We start from the raw sequence: 17,409 nt of genomic DNA on the forward strand, positions 1-17,409 counted from the left end.
GGATCAGCCATTGGCTGCGCCAAGCGCTAGCCTATGGGTTTGCGGCGCATGCACAAGCACATGGATACGGACAGAACGGACGATACGCGGCCACACTGGGAATACGACTCGACGCTACTGCGCGCAGTGTTGCAGACGATTCCCTACCCGGTCTGGCTCAAGGATCCCGACGGCGTCTATCTGGCGTGCAACCGGACTTTTGAAGGCCTCTACGGCGCCAGCGAAGCAGATCTCGTCGGCAAGACCGATTACGATTTTGCCGCGCCTGCGTTGGCCGATTTCGTCCGCGAAAAGGATTGCGCTGCGGTCGCCACCGGCAGTCCGTCGCGCAACGAGGAATGGCTGACCTTTGTCGCAGACGGGTATCGCAGCCTGTTCGAAACCGTCAAAACGCCGATGCACGACAGCAAAGGACGCCTGATCGGTGTGCTCGGCATCGCCCGCGACATTACCGAGCAGCGCACCCTCGAATCGACGCTGATGGCCACCGCCAGCTTCGTTTCGCAGCACCACGGCACGGACTGCTTCGACGCACTGGTCCGTTTCACTGCCGAGACATTCGACGCCGACCATGTTCACATCGCACTGCTGGAGCCCGATCCGACCCGGGTACGGGTGATCGCAGTCTGTGCCGATGGTCAGCGGCGCGAACCCGGGTACGTCTATGCACTGTCCGGGACGCCCTGCGAGAATGTCTTGCAGCGAACGCGCAAATGCTACAGTAGTCATGTGCAGGCGCTGTTTCCGGAGGACCGCGACCTTCTGACCATGCAGGCCGAAGCCTACATCGGCGAGCCCATTCTCGACGGCAACGGTGAGGTGGTCGGCCTGATCGCGATGGTCAGCCGGCGGACGCTGGCCTACTCGCAGACCATAGAAGCCGGCATGCGCATCCTCTCCGCCCGTGCCGGTGCCGAGCTGACGCGGCGGCAGGCGGAAGCCGCGCTATACGCCAATGAGGAGCGCTACCGGCGGATCAGCTCGCTCACCAGCGATTTCATCTTCTCCTGCGCGCGCTCGAACGACGGGTTGTTCCGCATCGGCTGGTGTGCGGGCAATGCCGTGGACGTCTTCGGCTTCAGCACCGATGAACTGATCACGCGCGGCTGCTGGCGCTGTTCGGTGGTGGCCGAGGACCAGCCGCTGTTCGAACGCCACATCACCCGGCTTGCCCCTGGCCAGTCGAGCGATTTTACCCTGCGCATCACTCATGGCGACGGCAGCATGCGCTGGCTGCGTTGCTACGCGCATCACGAGAACCATCCTGCAGCAAGCGGACAGCACCGGCTTCATGGAGCTTGCCAGGACGTGACGGCCCAGCATCTGGCGGAAGCGTCGCTGCGCGATAGCCAGGAGCAGCTGCGACTGATCCTCGATTCGGCGGCCGAGGCGATCTTCGGTGCCGATATCAACGGAATATGCACTTTCGTGAACAAGGCCTGCCTGCGCATGCTCGGCTACGAGCACGAGGAGGACATCGTCGGCAAGGAAGTCCACGCGCTGATCCACCATACCTATTCCGACGGCCGTCCCTACCCGAAAGAAGCGTGTCATGTGCGGCGCGCTACGCTCGCAGGCAAGAGCACGCACGTCGAAGGCGAGGTGCATTGGCGCGCCGACGGCACCAGCTTCCCGATCGAATCCTGGTCGCACCCGATGTTCCGTGGCGGTGATCTGCTTGGCGCCGTCGTCACTTTCATCGACATTAGCGAACGCAAGCAGGCCGAGGCGCGTATCGAGTTCCTCGCGCATCATGATGCCTTGACCGGCCTGCCCAACCGTGTGCTGGTGCGCGACCGCTTCGCGCAAGCCAAGGCCTTCGCCGAGCGCAACCATACGCTGGTCGCGATGCTGTTTCTCGACCTCGACAATTTCAAGGCGATCAATGACACCCTCGGCCACGCCGCTGGGGACGAATTGCTCAAGGCTGTCGTTCTCCGACTCGGTCAGTGTGTGCGGGACACCGACACCATGAGCCGCCAGGGCGGCGACGAGTTCATCGTCCTGCTCAACGACATTCCCGACAAGGCTACGGCCGAGCGCGTGGCTGGCGAGATCCTGCGGCGTCTGACCGAGCCCATTCTCATCGATGGCCACGCCATCGCCACGGCAGGCAGCATCGGCATCTCGCTCTGCCCCGACGACGGGGAGAGCTTCGACGCCTTGCTGCAACGAGCCGATACTGCGATGTACACGGCCAAGGCGGCCGGCCGAAATACCTATCGCTTCTTCGACGAGATGATGAACAACCAGGTGTGCCAGCATCTACTGCTGAAGAACCGCCTGCATCATGCCCTGAGCGGCAACGACTTTCGCCTGGTTTACCAGCCGAAGTATGATATCGCCGGCAAATGCATCACCGGGCTCGAGGCACTGTTGCGCTGGAATGATCCAGAGATTGGGGAGGTACCGCCGAGCAGCTTCATCCCGGTGGCCGAGGATTGCGACCTGATCGTCCCGATCGGCCGCTGGGTGCTCGAAGCCGCCTGTCACCAGATGGTTGTCTGGCAGCTTGCGGGGCTGGCGCCGCCGCCGGTGTCGGTCAACCTGTCGGCGCTGCAGTTCCGCCGTTGCCGTCTCGCCGAGGTGGTGACCGATGTGCTGCAGCAAACCGGCCTGCCCGCCGGCATGCTCGAACTCGATCTGAACGAGTCGATCCTGCTGCACGACGCCGACAACACACTGGACACGGTGCGCCGTCTCAAGGCGCTCGGCATCGTACTATCGATCGACGATTTTGGCACCGGCTACTCGTCGCTGGCCGACCTCAAGCGCTTCGCCATCGACAAGCTGAAAATCGATCAGAACTTCATCCGCGACATCGGCAGCGATCCGGACGATGCGGACATCGTCCGTGCCGTGATCCGGCTTGCTCACTGCCTGCGCCTCGGCATCGTCGCCGAGGGCGTGGAAACCGGGGAGCAACTGGCCTTCCTGCGGGCAGAGGGCTGCCAGGAAATCCAGGGCTACCTGTTCAGCCGCCCGCTGCCGCCGACCGAGATCGAGGATCTGTTGCGAATGGCGGTGTCAGCCCGCCGGCTGGAATGACGTGCCAGTGGCCAACCCATCCTCCGCGAGGATGTCGCCATGATTCGCCTCATCCCTGTTCCCTTTCTCCTCTATTTGTTCTGGTCTGCGTGCACCCTGCTCCTGACCTTTTACATGAAGGGTTGGGATGTCGATAACATTACTCACATCCTGCTCTTGTGTTTGTTGTCTGTCACTTTGATGTGGGCACTCAAAACCCGGTCAGCGCAAAGACCCAAAAACCCGAGGCTGCTTTTCGTTGGCGCGGGGGTCCTCTTCGCCGCACTGGCGGAAGGATGCTACATGATTTCTCAACCTTTCCTGCTTTCGCTCACCATCCGTTCCGGCATGCCGATCATGCAGATGATCCGCAATTATTCAATCGATCTGATGTTCACGCTGCCGGTCTACGTTTTCATTTTCTCGGTCATCTGGAAGTTGATCAACCGATATCGCTATGGCCGCTGGGAATACATCTTTGTTTTTGCTCTGGCGCAAGCGCTCGGCGATGGCAATCAAACATTTTTTGCATGCCCCGACGCTGCTTTTGTTCATTCCCTATGTGATGATCAATTATCATGCCATCAACCTGGCGCCCTATCTGGTCATTGAACGACATTTGCCGCAGAACCGCTCCGACAGCCACTGGAAACTGCCTCTCGCGGTCCTGTCGATCGTGCTCACCTACCTCGTGGGCGGAGCGATCATCGTGGGTTTGTCCCGGGTGCTGGACTTTTCGAACTGAAAACGAAGTTTCTGCTGGTATGATGAGCTGGCCTCCTCACTTGCGGTATCCGCTGCGGGGAACTGGCGGGATCAGCATGCGCGGATGCGGAGAAGACATGAAAAAGGACGGGGTTCTGGCGGCCCTGCCGGATTGACGGCAGCGGCGGCCACCGAGAATGCGATCGAAGAAGCGGCGCGTCCCGGCTGGCAAGCACGGCTGACGCTCGGTTTCGAGCGCCGTGCACAAACGACGGTGCTGGTGCGACGCGAGCATTACGGTCCGCTACGCGTGCAGAAAGCGCTGTACCCGGAAGGGCCCGAGGTCTGTGAGGTGATCGTCCTGCATCCACCGGGCGGCATCGCCGGTGGTGACCGACTGGACCTCTCGCTTGCCGCGGCTCCCCACGCACACGCGCTGTTGACCACACCCGGTGCCGGCAAGTGGTATCGTTCGGGTGGTCGGCCGGCGCAGCAGTCGTTGCGGGTTCGCGTTGCCCGCGATGCCGTCGTTGAGTGGCTTCCGCAGGAGACGATCGTCTTCGACGGCGCCGACGCACAGATGCACACGCGCGTCGAACTGGCCGCCGGCGGCATGTTCTGCGGCTGGGAAATTCTCTGCCTGGGTCGAACGGCTGCCGGCGAATGTTTCGGCTATGGCCAGCTCGACCTGGCGACACGGATCGAAAGCGAAGGGCGGCCGCTGTGGATCGAGCGTGCTCGGCTGTCTGGCGGCTCTGCCTGGCTCGACGCGGCTGCCGGTCTGGCCGGCCGGCCTGTCAGCGCAACGCTGCTGCTTGCCGGCAGGACGGTGCCGCAGGAATGGCTCGATGCCTGCCTGGCGCTGCCGGCAAGCGATGGCCTGCTGACCGGGGTCACGGCACTGCCAGAGTTGCTGGTGGCGCGTTGCCTGGCGCCCAACGCCGAAACCGCACGCGCCTGGTTGAGCGAAGTATGGAAATGCTTGCGCCCTGCGGCGCTTGGCAGGGCAGCCGTCGTGCCGCGCATCTGGAACACCTGAATCGCTTCAATGTGAAAGTCGCGTCAGCGACTCACGAATCGCTTGCTGAATTCTTGACGACGTGATGGAGTCTGCTATCCTGTATTCGAGCGCTGCTGCCAGGATCGTCCTGGCAGCGAAAATCAGGAGGAGTATGTGATGCATACTGTTCGAACCATTGCCTGCGCGGCCACCACGCTGGTTTGCCTCTACATGGCCACACCAGCCCAAGCCACTACCACCAATACCCTTGCCGAACTGCTGAACAGCGGTACCATCCAGGTCGACGGACTCACCTTCTCGAACTTCAAGCCCTTGCTTGCCCAGAATTTTCCCTCGGGAAGCGTGCTGCTGGATGCTTTACGGAATAATCCCGGCTCGCTCAGCGGCATGCCCTTGATCGACCCGACGGGCAGCGGCGTACTTTCCCGTGCCTTCGGCAATGCGACACCGGTTGTGGCAGGCAACATCACGGTCGAACCACTGCCCGACGATGCCAGTACGCTTTCGGTAGTGGACCCGGGGCTGCGCTTCACGGGTCCGACGACCTGGTCGGTCACCGCCGGTAATACCGCTTCCTTGCAGATCACGGGCTTTTTCTATGACGTGACCTCGGATGATCCTTCGTCCAGGCCCCTTCTCAGTGCGAATCTCTTGCAGGAAGTGGCCGGGGCGGTCACGGTAGGTCCGGACAGCTTCCCATCCGGGGGTTTGCCCGACATTGCCCTCAGTCAGGCGCTGCAGTTCGTTTTCGACGCGAGGGGGAATTACATCGACGGCAACGCCACGAGCGACTTGTTTGCACGCTTTGATTTCCCTGGACTATTCCATTCTTCCGATCTGTCGTCCGGCTTCACTTTCTCGAATCAGGACTCTATCCGGGTATACAACCTGATACTTATCGGCGCTTCCTCAGAAGGCGCTTACACGCTCGGCGCACTGACCGAACGCTATGACCCGCCGTTGCCTGCGGGCAGCAACAACCGACCGCCCCCCCGCGCCTTTTCCGCAGCCGAGCCAGCTTCCCTCATGCTTCTCGCAATCGGCCTGGCGGGCCTTGGGTTCAGCCACCGCAAGCAGGAGCAAGAATAGCATCGAGCGCCCCGTCACCTGAATGACACGCTTCTGTCGGCTTGCCAACAGCTTCGAGGCGATCGTGACGTCCTGCCAGGGTTTTGCATGGCATGCTGATCAGGTCCCCGATCTACGTTCTACCACCCATCTTCAAACCAAGCCGCTGACGGTGACCGGCAGCTTTTTCGCCCGGCTCCGCCGCAGAGGCATCAACCAGGAAAGCAAGCATGGCGATTTCGCTCTATGACGGAAGTGTAGTGAGTTACCTCCAAACGCTGGGAGCGGTCAGCGGCTTTCTGGACCGGGGTCTTTCCTACTGCCGGGACAACCAGCTCGACCCCGAGGAGATCGTCGAGACTCGCCTGCACCCGGACATGCTGCCGTTTCGCTTCCAGGTCCAGTCGGTCGTTCACCATTCCCTGGGCGCGATCGAGGGAATCAGAAAAGGTGTCTTTCGCCCGCCAGCCGACCTCCTGCCGCTCAACTACCTGGCGCTGCAATCACTCATTGCCGATGCCGGCGACGCACTCAAGCGCCTGACGCCTGCGGAGATCAATGCCTACGAAGGTGGCGAGGTGATCTTCGAGTTCCGCAATACCCGCCTGCCATTCACGGCCGAAGAGTTCCTGCTGTCATTCTCTCTGCCGAATTTCCATTTCCACGCCACGACCGCTTACGACATCCTGCGCTCAAAGGGTGTCCCATTGGGCAAGCGCGACTACCTGGGGGCACTGCGCCTGCGAACGTGAACTTCGCTGTCTGCCGGACCGAGAACTTCAGGAGCAGCCAGCCGGCACTGCCGAAACCGCCGCTATCCTCGCGCAGGAGAACGCCGGCCAAGTTCTGCACCGGGTGCAGGTGGTCGGCGAAAGGATAGCGCTCTTCCAGCGAATTGACGAAGCCGAACATGAACAAGGTTCCGGGTTACTTGGTTGCCGACTGGCCGCTGACATGATTGAATCGAAACCTGCCGATCCTTGTGCAGAACGTGGCCGCATTGCCCCCCGACAGGGCGCTGCCGACCAGTCTGGCTGGTTGAAATGGCTGCCCGGCCTCTACACCTTGCGTCATTACGAGATGGCCTGGCTGCGCCACGACATCGCTGCCGGTCTGGTGCTGACCACCATGCTGGTGCCGGTCGGCATTGCCTACGCCGTAGCTTCCGGCGTACCGGGCATCTATGGACTTTACGCCACGATCATCCCGTTGCTCGCCTATGCGCTGTTCGGACCGAGCCGGATTCTCGTCCTCGGGCCGGATTCCTCGCTGGCCGCCTTGATCCTCGCTGTCGTCCTGCCGCTGTCCAGCGGCGACCCGCTGCGCGCCATCGCGCTGGCCAGCATGATGGCGGTGGTGTCGGGGCTGCTCTGCATCCTGGCAGGCATCGCCCGTCTCGGATTCGTCACCGAACTGCTCTCCAAGCCGATCCGCTACGGCTACATGAACGGCATTGCGCTGACGGTGCTGATCAGCCAGCTCCCCAAGCTCTTCGGCTTCTCGGTCGAGGCCGACGATCCGTTGCACAAGATCTGGGCGTTTCTTCAGGCCCTGCTGGCTGGCAAGACCAACGCGATCGCGCTGCTGGTCGGCGGCGGCACCCTGGCACTGATCATGCTGCTCAAACGCGACAAGCGCATTCCGGGGATACTGATCGCCGTGATCAGCGCCACCGTCCTCGTGGCAACGCTCGGCCTGGACAAGCACGGCCTGTCGGTGCTCGGTTCGCTGCCGCAGGGCTTGCCCGCCTTCGCCATCCCGTGGATCACGCCGGCCGATATCGCGCCGGTCCTGATGGGCGGCTTTGCCGTCGCCATCGTTTCTTTCGCCGACACCAGCGTGCTCTCGCGGACCTATGCCGAGAAGACCGCCAGCCACGTCGACCCGAACCAGGAGATGGTCGGACTGGGCGCGGCCAACCTGGCGGCCGGATTCTTCCAGGGGTTTCCGATCAGCAGCAGCTCATCGCGCACCCCCGTGGCGGAGGCCGCCGGCGCCAAGACCCAACTGACCAGCGTCGTCGGCGCCCTGGCGGTGGCCCTGCTGCTGTTGGTGGCGCCAAACCTGCTGCAGTACCTGCCGAACACCGCGCTCGCGGCGGTGGTGATCGCTGCAGCCATCGGCCTGTTCGAGATTGCCGATCTGCGGCGCATTTACCGCATCCAGCGCTGGGAGTTCTGGCTGTCGATCGGCTGTTGCGTCGGTGTCGTCGTGCTGGGTGCGATTCCCGGCATTGGTCTGGCGATCGTGCTGGCCGTGATCGAGTTCCTCTGGGATGGCTGGCGCCCCGACTCGGCGATACTGGGCCGCGTCAAGGGCATCAATGGCTACCACGACATCTCGCGCCACCCCGACGCCCGCCTGATTCCGGGCCTGGTCCTCTTTCGCTGGGCGGCACCGCTGTTTTTTGCCAATGCCGAGTGGTTCCACGAGCGCGCCCTCGACGCCGTGTCCGCCTCGCCGACGCCGGTACGCTGGCTGGTGATCACCGCGGAACCGGTCACCAGCGTCGACGTCACCGCCGCCGACATCGTCGCCAAGCTCGACGAGACCCTGCAGGCGGCCGGCATCGAGCTCTGCTTTGCCGAGATGAAGGATCCCGTGCAGGACAAGCTCAAGCGCTTCGGGCTGTTTAACCGGCTCGGCGCGGAAGTCTTCTTTCCAACCATCGGGGAAGCGGTGAACACCTATCTCAGACTCTATCCCGAGGTTGCGGTGGAGTGGAAGACCATGAGGTCCAGCCCTTGAGCGACTGAAACCAGGCCTGGTCGCTCGTGCCTGCGAAGGATCATGTACGGGCGGCCGGATGGTGGTCGATTTCGGCCCTGGCCAGCTATCGGCTAGAATGCTGCGAACATCGTGTGGCAAGCGCCCTTGAACACGGTCACCCGGCAAAAAGGCAAACTGATGGCGAAAGCGCAGACGAGAAAAGACGACTCCACCGCCACCATCGGCTTCGAGGGCAAGCTCTGGCTCACCGCCGACAAGCTGCGCAACAACATGGACGCGGCGGAATACAAGCACGTCGTCCTCGGCCTCATCTTCCTCAAATACATCTCCGACACCTTCGAGGAACATCGCGCCAGGCTCGTCGAGGGCAAGGGCGACTACGCCGGCGCCAACCCCGAGGACCCCGACGAATACAAGGCCGAGAACGTCTTCTGGGTGCCCGCCGAGGCCCGCTGGTCGCACCTCCAGGCCAGCGCCAGGCAGCCCGCCATCGGCAGGATCGTGGACGACGCCATGGTCGCCATCGAGCGCGACAACCCCCGCCTCAAGGGCGTCCTGCCCAAGGACTATGCCCGCCCCGGCCTCGACAAGCAGCGCCTCGGCGAGCTCATCGATGTCATCGCCACCATCGAACTGACCGCTGCCAGCGAGGGCGCGCAGTCGGGTGAGAAAACCCACCGCTCGGTCGATCTGCTGGGCCGCGTTTACGAATATTTCCTCACCCGCTTCGCCAGCGCCGAGGGCAAGAATGGCGGCCAGTTCTACACGCCGTCCTGCGTCGTGCGCTGCCTGGTCGAGATGCTTGGCCCATACAAAGGCCGCATCTACGACCCCTGCTGCGGCTCCGGCGGCATGTTCGTGCAGTCGGAGAAATTCGTCGAGTCGCACGGCGGCAAGATTGGCGACATCAGCATCTACGGCCAGGAGAGTAACGCCACCACCCGCCGCCTCGCCATCATGAACCTCGCCATTCGCGGCATCGAGGCCGACTTCGGCGCCGAGCACGCCGACACCTTCCGCCGCGATCTCCATCCGGACCTGCGCGCCGACTTTTGTCTCGCCAATCCGCCCTTTAACGACTCGGACTGGAACCGCCGCGACGACGACGTGCGCTGGCAGTTCGGCGTCCCGCCCAGGGGCAACGCCAACTTCGCCTGGGTGCAGCACTTCATCCACCACCTCGCGCCGGCTGGCTTCGCAGGTTTTGTGTTGGCCAACGGCAGCATGTCCTCCAACCAGTCCGGCGAAGGCGACATCCGCCGCGCCCTCATCGATGCCGACCTCGTGGACTGCATGGTCGCCCTCCCCGGCCAGCTCTTCTACAGCACGCAGATCCCCGTCTGCCTCTGGTTCCTCGCGAAAAGCAAGAACGCCGACGCCCAACGCGGCTTCCGCGACCGCCGCCGGCAAACCCTCTTCATCGACGCCCGCAAACTCGGCACCCTCATCGACCGCGTCCATCGCGAGCTGACCGACGCCGATTTGGAAAAAAATCACGTCGACCTACCACGCATGGCGGGGCGAAGCAGGGCTCACGCGGAGGCGCGGAGAACGCGGAGAAAAACCCTCTGCCTCTGAATCCCTCCGCGCCTGCGCGTCTCCGCGTGAGTATTCCGACATCCCCGGCTTCTGCAAATCCGCCACCACCGCCGAAATCGCCGCGCACGGCCACGTCCTCACGCCCGGCCGCTACGTCGGCGCCGAGGAAGTCGAAGACGACGGCGACCCCTTCGAGGAAAAGATGCCGCGCCTCGTCGCCGAACTGCACGCCCAGTTCGCTGAATCGGCCAAGCTGGAGGAAGCCATCCTCGCCCATCTGAAAGGCCTCGGCTATGCCCTCTAGCAAATCCATCATCCCGGCGGACTACGCAAGCTGGCTGACCAGCCTCAAATCGCGCATCGCCAGCGCCCAGCAGCGCGCCGCGCTTGCCGTCAACCAGGAACTGGTGCGGCTCTATCACCAGATCGGCAGCGAGATACTGGAACGGCAGACCCTTCAGGGTTGGGGCGCCAAAGTCATCGACCGCCTGGCCAGCGATCTGCGTGAAGCTTTCCCTGAGATGAAAGGCTTCTCCAGTTCCAACCTGAAATACATGCGGTTTTTCGCCCAGCAGTGCCCAAGCGGTCTAATTGGTCAGCAGCCTGCTGACCAATTGCCCTGGTTCCACCTTGTCACGTTGCTTACCAAGGTTTCTGCGGATGCGGGGCGCGAATGGTACGCCGCACAGGCCATAGCGCAGGGCTGGTCACGGCTCACACTCGACATCCACATCAAGAACCGGCTCCATTTGCGCCAGGGCGCTGCCGTCACCAACTTCGAGCACCATCTGCCCGCGCCAGATGCGAGGCTTGCTGTCGAGGCGCTGAAAGACCCCTACCTCTTCGATTTTCTGGGTTTGGGCGACGAAGCTCACGAGCGCGATATTGAAAACGCCCTGATCCGCCACATCACCCGGTTTCTGCTGGAACTGGGGGCAGGCTTCGCTTTCGTTGGCCGCCAGTTCCGGCTTGAGGTGAGCGGCGACGAATTTTTCATCGACCTGCTTTTCTACCATACCCGCCTCAAATGCTACGTGGTGGTGGAACTCAAGAGCGCGGATTTCAAACCCGAGCATACCGGCCAGTTGAATTTCTATCTCTCCGCTGTCGATGCCCAAATCAAAGCCCCGGAAGACAAGCCCAGCATCGGCCTGCTGCTCTGCAGAAAGCAAAACCGTCTGGTCGCCGAATACGCCCTGTCCGGGATCAACAAACCGATCGGCGTGGCTGAATACCAACTCGTGCGCTCACTGCCTGAACCACTGGATACCAGCCTGCCCACCATCGAAGAAATCGAGGCCGAACTGGCCGGCGATCTCATTCCGCCCACGCCGGGAAAGACCAAAAAGCCATGAACCCGCCCAGCGCAAGCGAAACAGTCATGCCGCGCGGCGTCGCCGAACTGCACGCCCAGTTCGCCGAGTCCGCAAGGCTGGAGCAGGCCGTCAAGGCAAATCTGAGCGGGCTGGGTTATGGCGGGTAAATGGAAAGAAACAACGCTCGGCGAATGTGCCGCGTGGTTGTCTGGCGGAACGCCGTTCAAAGGGAACGATGAGTTCTGGTCCGGCTCCATTCCGTGGGTTAGCGCGAAGGACATGAAGTCTTTTCGGCTTCACGATGCAGAAGACCACATCTCGCCACTCGCGGTTGGCAAAGGCGGAAAGCTCGTGCCTGCAGGAACCATTCTGTTGCTGGTTCGAGGTATGACGCTGCACAACGACGTGCCGATTTGCATGGTCACGCAAGAGATGGCTTTCAATCAGGACATCAAAGCGCTACGCCCCGCGAAGAATGTCGATGGTGCGTTTCTCGCCTACTGGTTGCTCGCCAACAAACCAGACCTCTTGGCATCGGTAGACCACGCAGGACACGGAACAGGACGGCTTGTCACTGACACATTGAGGGAAAAGCCCGTTCAACTTCCACCCCTCGCCGAGCAAAAAGCCATCGCGGCAGTGCTTGGGGCGCTGGACGACAAAATCGAGTTGAACCGGCGCATGAACGCGACGCTGGAGGCGATGGCGCGGGCGCTGTTCCAGAGCTGGTTCGTGGATTTCGACCCCGTCCGCGCCAAACTCGATGGCCGCCCCCCCGCCAACCTCGACCCCGCCACCGCCGCCCTCTTCCCCGAGCACTTGGAAGACTCACCGCTCGGACACATTCCCAGAGGCTGGACGGCGCAACGCTTGCCAGAGGCCATTGAGGTAAACCCGCGCCGCACGTTGAAGAGCGGAACCATCGCGCCCTACCTCGACATGAAGAACCTGCCGACGCAGGGCCATTCCGCCGAGGAAGTCATCGACCGCGAGTTCAGCTCCGGCACAAAGTTTCAAAACGGCGACACGCTCCTCGCCCGCATTACGCCCTGCTTGGAGAACGGCAAGACCGGCTACGTCGATTTCCTCGAAGTCGGCCAAGTCGGCTGGGGCTCCACCGAATACATCATCCTCGCCACGAAGCCGCCGCTCCCGCCACAGTTCGGCTACCTCCTCGCCCGCTCCGACGCGCTCCGCAGCCACGCCATTCAAAACATGACCGGCACCAGCGGACGCCAGCGCGTCCCATCCGAGTGCTTCAACATGTTCTGGCTCGCCGTCCCACCGCCCGAAATCGCCCGCCGCTTCGACGAACTCACCGCGCCGCTGATGGCGAAAATCAAAGCCAACTCCACCGAATCCCGCACCCTCGCCACCCTGCGCGACACGCTGCTGCCGAAGCTGCTGAGCGGGGAACTAACAATTTCCAAGACATGAAACCAAAAGAAAGGAGACTCACGCGGAGGCGCGGAGGTCGCGGAGGAAGAAGCCATGAAGGAACTCAATGACATCACGGGGGCGATTGTGCATACGGCGCTCAAGATTCACAGGGATCTGGGGCCGGGGCTACTGGAGTCGGTCTATGAAATTGTCCTGGCTCGTGCGCTGGCGGAACGGGGATTCCAGGTCGATCGGCAGAAAGTCATTCGCTTTGAATACGACGGGATGGTTTTCGAAGAAGGCTTCCGCACTGACCTGCTCGTGGAAAGCCGCGTGATCGTGGAACTCAAGTCCGTGGAAAAACTCGCGCCCGTCCACAGCAAGCAAGTCCTCACCTATCTCCGCCTGATGAACCTTCCCGTCGGACTACTGATCCACTTCGGAGCCTCGACGCTCAAAGAAGGTCTCCACCGCATCGTCAACAGTCTGCCCGCCTCCTCGTCTCCGCGCCTCCGCGTGAACCAATCCCTGCCATGAGCCTCAACGAATCCATCGTCGAAGACGCCGCCCTGCAATGGTTCGGGGAGCTGGGCTATGCGGTCGGACACGGGCCGCATCTCGCGCCCGGTGAACCGGCGGCGGAGCGAGAGTCGTTTGGCGAGGTGGTGCTGGTGGAACGCTTGCGCGAGGCCATCCGGCGGTTGAACCCGGCAATTCCCGAGGAGGCGCGCGAGGAGGCCTTGCGCAAGGTGCTGCGGGTGGGAACGCCTTCGCTGACGCAGACGAACCGCGCCTTTCACTGGATGCTGCGCGACGGCGTGCCGGTGGAGTATCCGCGGCCCGATGGCAGCATCGCGGGCAATCATGTGCGGCTGGTGGATTTCGGCGATGTGCGGACGAACGACTGGCTGGCGGTGAACCAGTTCACGGTCATCGAGGGACAGCACAACCGGCGGCCGGACATCGTGATTTTTCTCAACGGTCTGCCGCTGGGCCTGATCGAACTGAAGAACGCGGCGGATGGGGACGCAACGATCTGGAGCGCCTACGCGCAGCTGCAAACCTACAAGGCGGAGATTGCCTCGCTGCTGCATTACAACACGGCGCTGGTGGTGAGCGACGGCTTGCAGGCGCGCATCGGTTCGCTGACGGCGAACCAGGAGTGGTTCAAAGTCTGGCGCACGATTGACGGCGAGGGCGACGCGCCGAAGTCGGCGCTGGAGCTGGAGGTGCTGGTGCGTGGGGTGTTCGAGCGGCAACGGTTTCTCGACCTGCTGCAGCACTTCATCGTCTTCGAGGAGGACACGGACTCGGGCGCGCTGCACAAGATCATCGCCGGCTACCATCAGTTCCACGCGGTGAATGCGGCGGTGGAAGAAACGGTGCGCGCCAGCGGCATGGCCGAGCGCCACCTGCTGCGCGGGGACGTCGGCACCTACTGGGCGGGCCGCATGCGCGGCGGCAAGCCAGGCGACCGGCGCGCCGGCGTGGTCTGGCACACGCAGGGCAGCGGCAAGAGTTATTCCATGCTCTTCTTCGCCGCGCGCGTGGTGCGGCATCCGGCGATGCAGAACCCGACGCTGGTGGTGCTGACCGACCGCAACGATCTCGACGACCAGCTTTTCGGCCAGTTCCAGCGCTGCGCGGACATCCTCGGCCAGACGCCGGTGCAGGCCAGCGGGCGCGAGGATTTGCGGGCGCTGCTGAACCGCGCGAGCGGTGGCGTGGTGTTCACGACGATTCACAAGTTCATGCCCGAAAAGGGCGAGGCGATGCCCGAGCTGAGCGCGCGCCAGAACATCGTGGTAATCGCGGATGAAGCGCACCGCAGCCAGTACGGGTTCGGCGGCAAGGTGAATGAGAAGACCGGCGAGATGTCCTACGGTTTCGCCAGCAACCTGCGCGATGCCTTGCCGAATGCCTCGTTCATCGGCTTCACCGGCACGCCGATCGAGAAGACCGACGCCAACACGCGGGCGGTGTTCGGCGACTACATTTCCATCTACGACATCCAGCGCGCCGTCGCTGACAAGGCGACGGTGCCGATCTATTACGAGAGCCGCATTTCCAGGCTCAGCCTGAACGCCGCCGAACTGCCAAAGCTCGACGCCGAATTCGAGGAGATCACCGAAGGCGAGGAGCTGACCAGGAAAGAGAAGCTCAAGACGAAGTGGGCCGCGCTGGAGGCGCTGGTCGGCGATCCGAAACGCATCGCGCTGATCGCCGCCGATCTGGTCACGCATTTCGAGAAGCGCGTCGAGGCAATGGACGGCAAGGCGATGATCGTCTGCATGAGCCGCCGCATCTGCGTGGATCTCTACAACGCGCTGATCAAGCTGCGTCCCGATTGGGCCAGCGCGAGCGACGACGACGACGCGGAAGCCGAGAAAAGCAAGGACTGCGTGGTGAAGGTGGTGATGACCGGCAGCGCCGACGACGGCCCCGACTGGCAGCCGCACATCCGCAGCAAGGACAAGCGCCGCCGGCTGGCCAACCGTTTCAAGGACAGCCGCGATCCGTTCCGCATCGTGATCGTGCGCGACATGTGGCTGACCGGCTTTGACGCTCCTTGCCTGCACACGATGTATGCCGACAAGCCGATGCAGGGCCACGGCCTGATGCAGGCCATCACCCGCGTGAACCGCGTCTTCCGCGACAAGCCCGGCGGTCTGGTGGTCGATTACCTCGGCCTCGCCGATCAGCTCAAACGCGCGCTCGCCACCTATACCGAGAGCGGCGGCCAGGGCAACCCGACCTTCGACAGCGCGCAGGCCGTCGCGATGATGCTCGAGAAACACGGCATCGCCTGCGCCATGATGCACGGCTTCAACCGGGACAAATGGACCACCGGCAAACCCGCCGAGCGCCTCGGCCTGATCCCCGCCGGACAGGAGCACATTCTCGAACAGGACGACGGCAAGAAGCGCTGGGTGCAGGCGGTGACCGAACTCTCCCGCGCCTTCGCCCTGTGCGCCGCGAGTGATGAAGCGACGCGGATTCGCGACGAGGTGAGCTTCTTCCAGGCGATCCAGGCGGCGCTGAGCAAACAGAACACCAACGACCGCAAGACCCCGGAGCAGGTCGACGCCGCCATCCGCCAGCTCGTTTCCCGAGCGATCACCACCGAAGGCCAGGTGATCGACGTCTTCACTGCTGCCGGATTGCCGAAGCCGGACATTGGCATCCTCTCCGACCAGTTTCTCGCTGAAGTGCGCGGCCTCAAACACAAGAATGTCGCCGCCGAGCTACTGGAGAAGCTGCTCAAGGACGAACTCAAGGTGCGCTCCAGGCGCAATCTCGTGCAGAGCCGGGTCTTCTCCGAGAAGCTCAGACAGACCCTCAACGCCTACCACAACCGCGCCATCTCGACGATGCACGTGATCGAAGAGCTGATCAAACTGGCGAAGGAACTCGACGCCGCCACCAAGCGCGGCGAAGACATCGGCCTCACCGACGACGAAGTCGCCTTCTACGACGCGCTCGCCGCCAATGAATCCGCCGTCATCGCCATGGGCGACGACAAACTCAAGGTCATCGCCGCCGAACTGGTCACCCAGGTGCGCAAGAGCGTGACCATCGACTGGACCCTGCGCGAAGGTGCGCGGGCCAGGATTCGCGTGATGGTGAAACGCATTCTGAACCAGTATGGCTATCCACCGGACTTGCAGGCGGAGGCTGTAAAGATCGTGCTCGCGCAGGCCGAGCTGCTGTCAGAGGCCTGGGCAACCGGATAGGCGGCATCTTGCCGGAGGCAACGGCAACTCCGACCGGCCAGAACCGGCAGGCTCAAGCAGGCAATCATCCTCACGGCCTCTTGCGCAGGCTCACTCCCGCACCGCGGTGGCGAGCCTGTCGCTCTCGATCTCCAGCGCCGAGAAGGCGGGCAGCAGATGGTGGAACTGGAAGACGAAGCCGAGCACCGCGCGCCGGCGCAAGGTGAGACCGGCGTCGTCGAGCCCGCCGGTCTCTTGGCCCTGAATACGGTAGCTGCCCGCGGTCAGTCGTTCGAGCAGACCGACGACGTTGAGCAGCGTGCTCTTGCCCGAGCCCGACGGGCCGATCAGCGCGACAAACTCGCCACGGCCGATGACGAAGGAGACGCCATGCAGTACCTCCGCCTCGTTGGGCATTCCCAGGTTGTAGCTCTTGTGGACGCCGGCGAGCTCGATCAGCGGCGGGGCGATCGGCGTCATGACCGACTCGACTTCGATGCCTCGCCACGTTGCGCGAGGCCGGCGCCGGAAACCATCGGCGACACCGCTGCCACCGCTGGCATCGCCTCGACGGACCTTCCCGGAGCCCTTGAGGTAAGTCGTTGATTCATGGCAAGAAACCAGAAAATCGGCAAAAATGTAGGCATGTAAATATAATAATAGCTATTTACAAACAATGTGCTATTGGCTATTATTGTCGGCATGTACATCGCCCGCGTCCCCAACCGAAAGTCCAGGCCGGCCATCCTGCTTCGCGAGTCCTATCGCGAGGGAGGCAAAGTCTGCACACGAACCATCGCCAATCTGACGAACTGGGCACCGGAACGAATCGTCGCCATGGAACGTCTGGTGAAGGGCGAATTCGACGACTGGTCGGGAGAGATGACCAGCGGCGAGAGTTTTTGGGGTG

13 protein-coding genes and 2 pseudogenes are annotated in these 17,409 nt (G+C 62.7%); 14 read left to right on the forward strand and 1 reads right to left on the reverse strand.

Going from position 1 to position 17,409, the window contains the following annotated elements; genetic code table 11:
- The first annotated feature begins 60 nt into the window (after positions 1–60).
- The 13 genes and pseudogenes from E4Q08_RS17915 to E4Q08_RS17975 all read left to right on the forward strand — a co-directional run bounded on the left by E4Q08_RS17915 (position 61) and on the right by E4Q08_RS17975 (position 16,520).
- Positions 61–3,048 (forward strand): EAL domain-containing protein, encoded by a 2,988-nt coding sequence (locus E4Q08_RS17915; RefSeq protein WP_211203481.1) that lies wholly within the window; start codon positions 61–63, stop codon positions 3,046–3,048.
- A gap of 39 nt (positions 3,049–3,087) precedes the next feature.
- Positions 3,088–3,639 carry a hypothetical protein gene (locus tag E4Q08_RS17920; protein WP_169071364.1) on the forward strand — a complete coding sequence of 184 codons (552 nt, stop codon included), beginning with the start codon at positions 3,088–3,090 and terminating at the stop codon, positions 3,637–3,639.
- Positions 3,593–3,772, forward strand: a complete 180-nt coding sequence (locus tag E4Q08_RS17925) for a hypothetical protein (protein ID WP_169071365.1) — start codon at positions 3,593–3,595, stop codon at positions 3,770–3,772. The genes E4Q08_RS17920 and E4Q08_RS17925 overlap by 47 nt, the downstream gene beginning before the upstream one ends.
- An 84-nt stretch (positions 3,773–3,856) precedes the next feature.
- The gene (locus tag E4Q08_RS17930; protein ID WP_169071366.1) at positions 3,857–4,771 is read left to right on the forward strand and encodes an urease accessory protein UreD; all 915 of its coding nucleotides are present in this window, start codon (positions 3,857–3,859) and stop codon (positions 4,769–4,771) included.
- 138 nt (positions 4,772–4,909) lie between these two features.
- A complete protein-coding gene (locus E4Q08_RS17935; RefSeq protein ID WP_169071367.1) occupies positions 4,910–5,842 on the forward strand; it encodes a PEP-CTERM sorting domain-containing protein in 933 nt (310 codons plus the stop codon).
- Between the two features lie 209 nt (positions 5,843–6,051).
- Positions 6,052–6,573 carry a DUF1993 domain-containing protein gene (locus E4Q08_RS17940; protein ID WP_034910451.1) on the forward strand — a complete coding sequence of 174 codons (522 nt, stop codon included), beginning with the start codon at positions 6,052–6,054 and terminating at the stop codon, positions 6,571–6,573.
- A 202-nt stretch (positions 6,574–6,775) separates the two neighbouring features.
- A complete protein-coding gene (locus E4Q08_RS17945) occupies positions 6,776–8,569 on the forward strand; it encodes a SulP family inorganic anion transporter (RefSeq protein WP_169071368.1) in 1,794 nt (597 codons plus the stop codon).
- A gap of 159 nt (positions 8,570–8,728) precedes the next feature.
- Positions 8,729–10,394: pseudogene (locus tag E4Q08_RS17950) on the forward strand (class I SAM-dependent DNA methyltransferase).
- Positions 10,384–11,445 (forward strand): PDDEXK nuclease domain-containing protein, encoded by a 1,062-nt coding sequence (locus E4Q08_RS17955; protein WP_169071369.1) that lies wholly within the window; start codon positions 10,384–10,386, stop codon positions 11,443–11,445. Before E4Q08_RS17950 ends, E4Q08_RS17955 begins: the two are co-directional and overlap by 11 nt.
- Before the next feature lie 26 nt (positions 11,446–11,471).
- Positions 11,472–11,573, forward strand: a pseudogene (locus E4Q08_RS25495) (type I restriction endonuclease subunit M); the annotation flags it as partial.
- Positions 11,563–12,843: a restriction endonuclease subunit S gene (locus E4Q08_RS17965; protein WP_169071370.1), complete on the forward strand. Its 1,281-nt coding sequence runs from the start codon at positions 11,563–11,565 to the stop codon at positions 12,841–12,843. The pseudogene E4Q08_RS25495 and the gene E4Q08_RS17965, both read left to right, overlap by 11 nt.
- A gap of 54 nt (positions 12,844–12,897) precedes the next feature.
- Positions 12,898–13,323, forward strand: a complete 426-nt coding sequence (locus E4Q08_RS17970; protein WP_169071371.1) for a GxxExxY protein — start codon at positions 12,898–12,900, stop codon at positions 13,321–13,323.
- A complete protein-coding gene (locus E4Q08_RS17975) occupies positions 13,320–16,520 on the forward strand; it encodes a type I restriction endonuclease subunit R (RefSeq protein ID WP_169071372.1) in 3,201 nt (1,066 codons plus the stop codon). Before E4Q08_RS17970 ends, E4Q08_RS17975 begins: the two co-directional genes overlap by 4 nt.
- A gap of 90 nt (positions 16,521–16,610) precedes the next feature.
- Here E4Q08_RS17975 and E4Q08_RS17980 read toward each other — a convergent pair whose 3' ends face one another.
- Positions 16,611–16,979, reverse strand: coding sequence for an ATP-binding cassette domain-containing protein (locus tag E4Q08_RS17980; protein WP_169071373.1), 369 nt, complete (start codon positions 16,977–16,979; stop codon positions 16,611–16,613).
- Between the two features lie 222 nt (positions 16,980–17,201).
- Here E4Q08_RS17980 and E4Q08_RS17985 point away from each other — a divergent pair.
- Positions 17,202–17,409: IS1634 family transposase N-terminal domain-related protein (locus tag E4Q08_RS17985; RefSeq protein WP_505438043.1), on the forward strand; the 208-nt coding region annotated here is incomplete at its 3' end.

This window comes from Candidatus Accumulibacter contiguus (assembly GCF_012940005.1).
Lineage (GTDB): Bacteria > Pseudomonadota > Gammaproteobacteria > Burkholderiales > Rhodocyclaceae > Accumulibacter > Accumulibacter contiguus.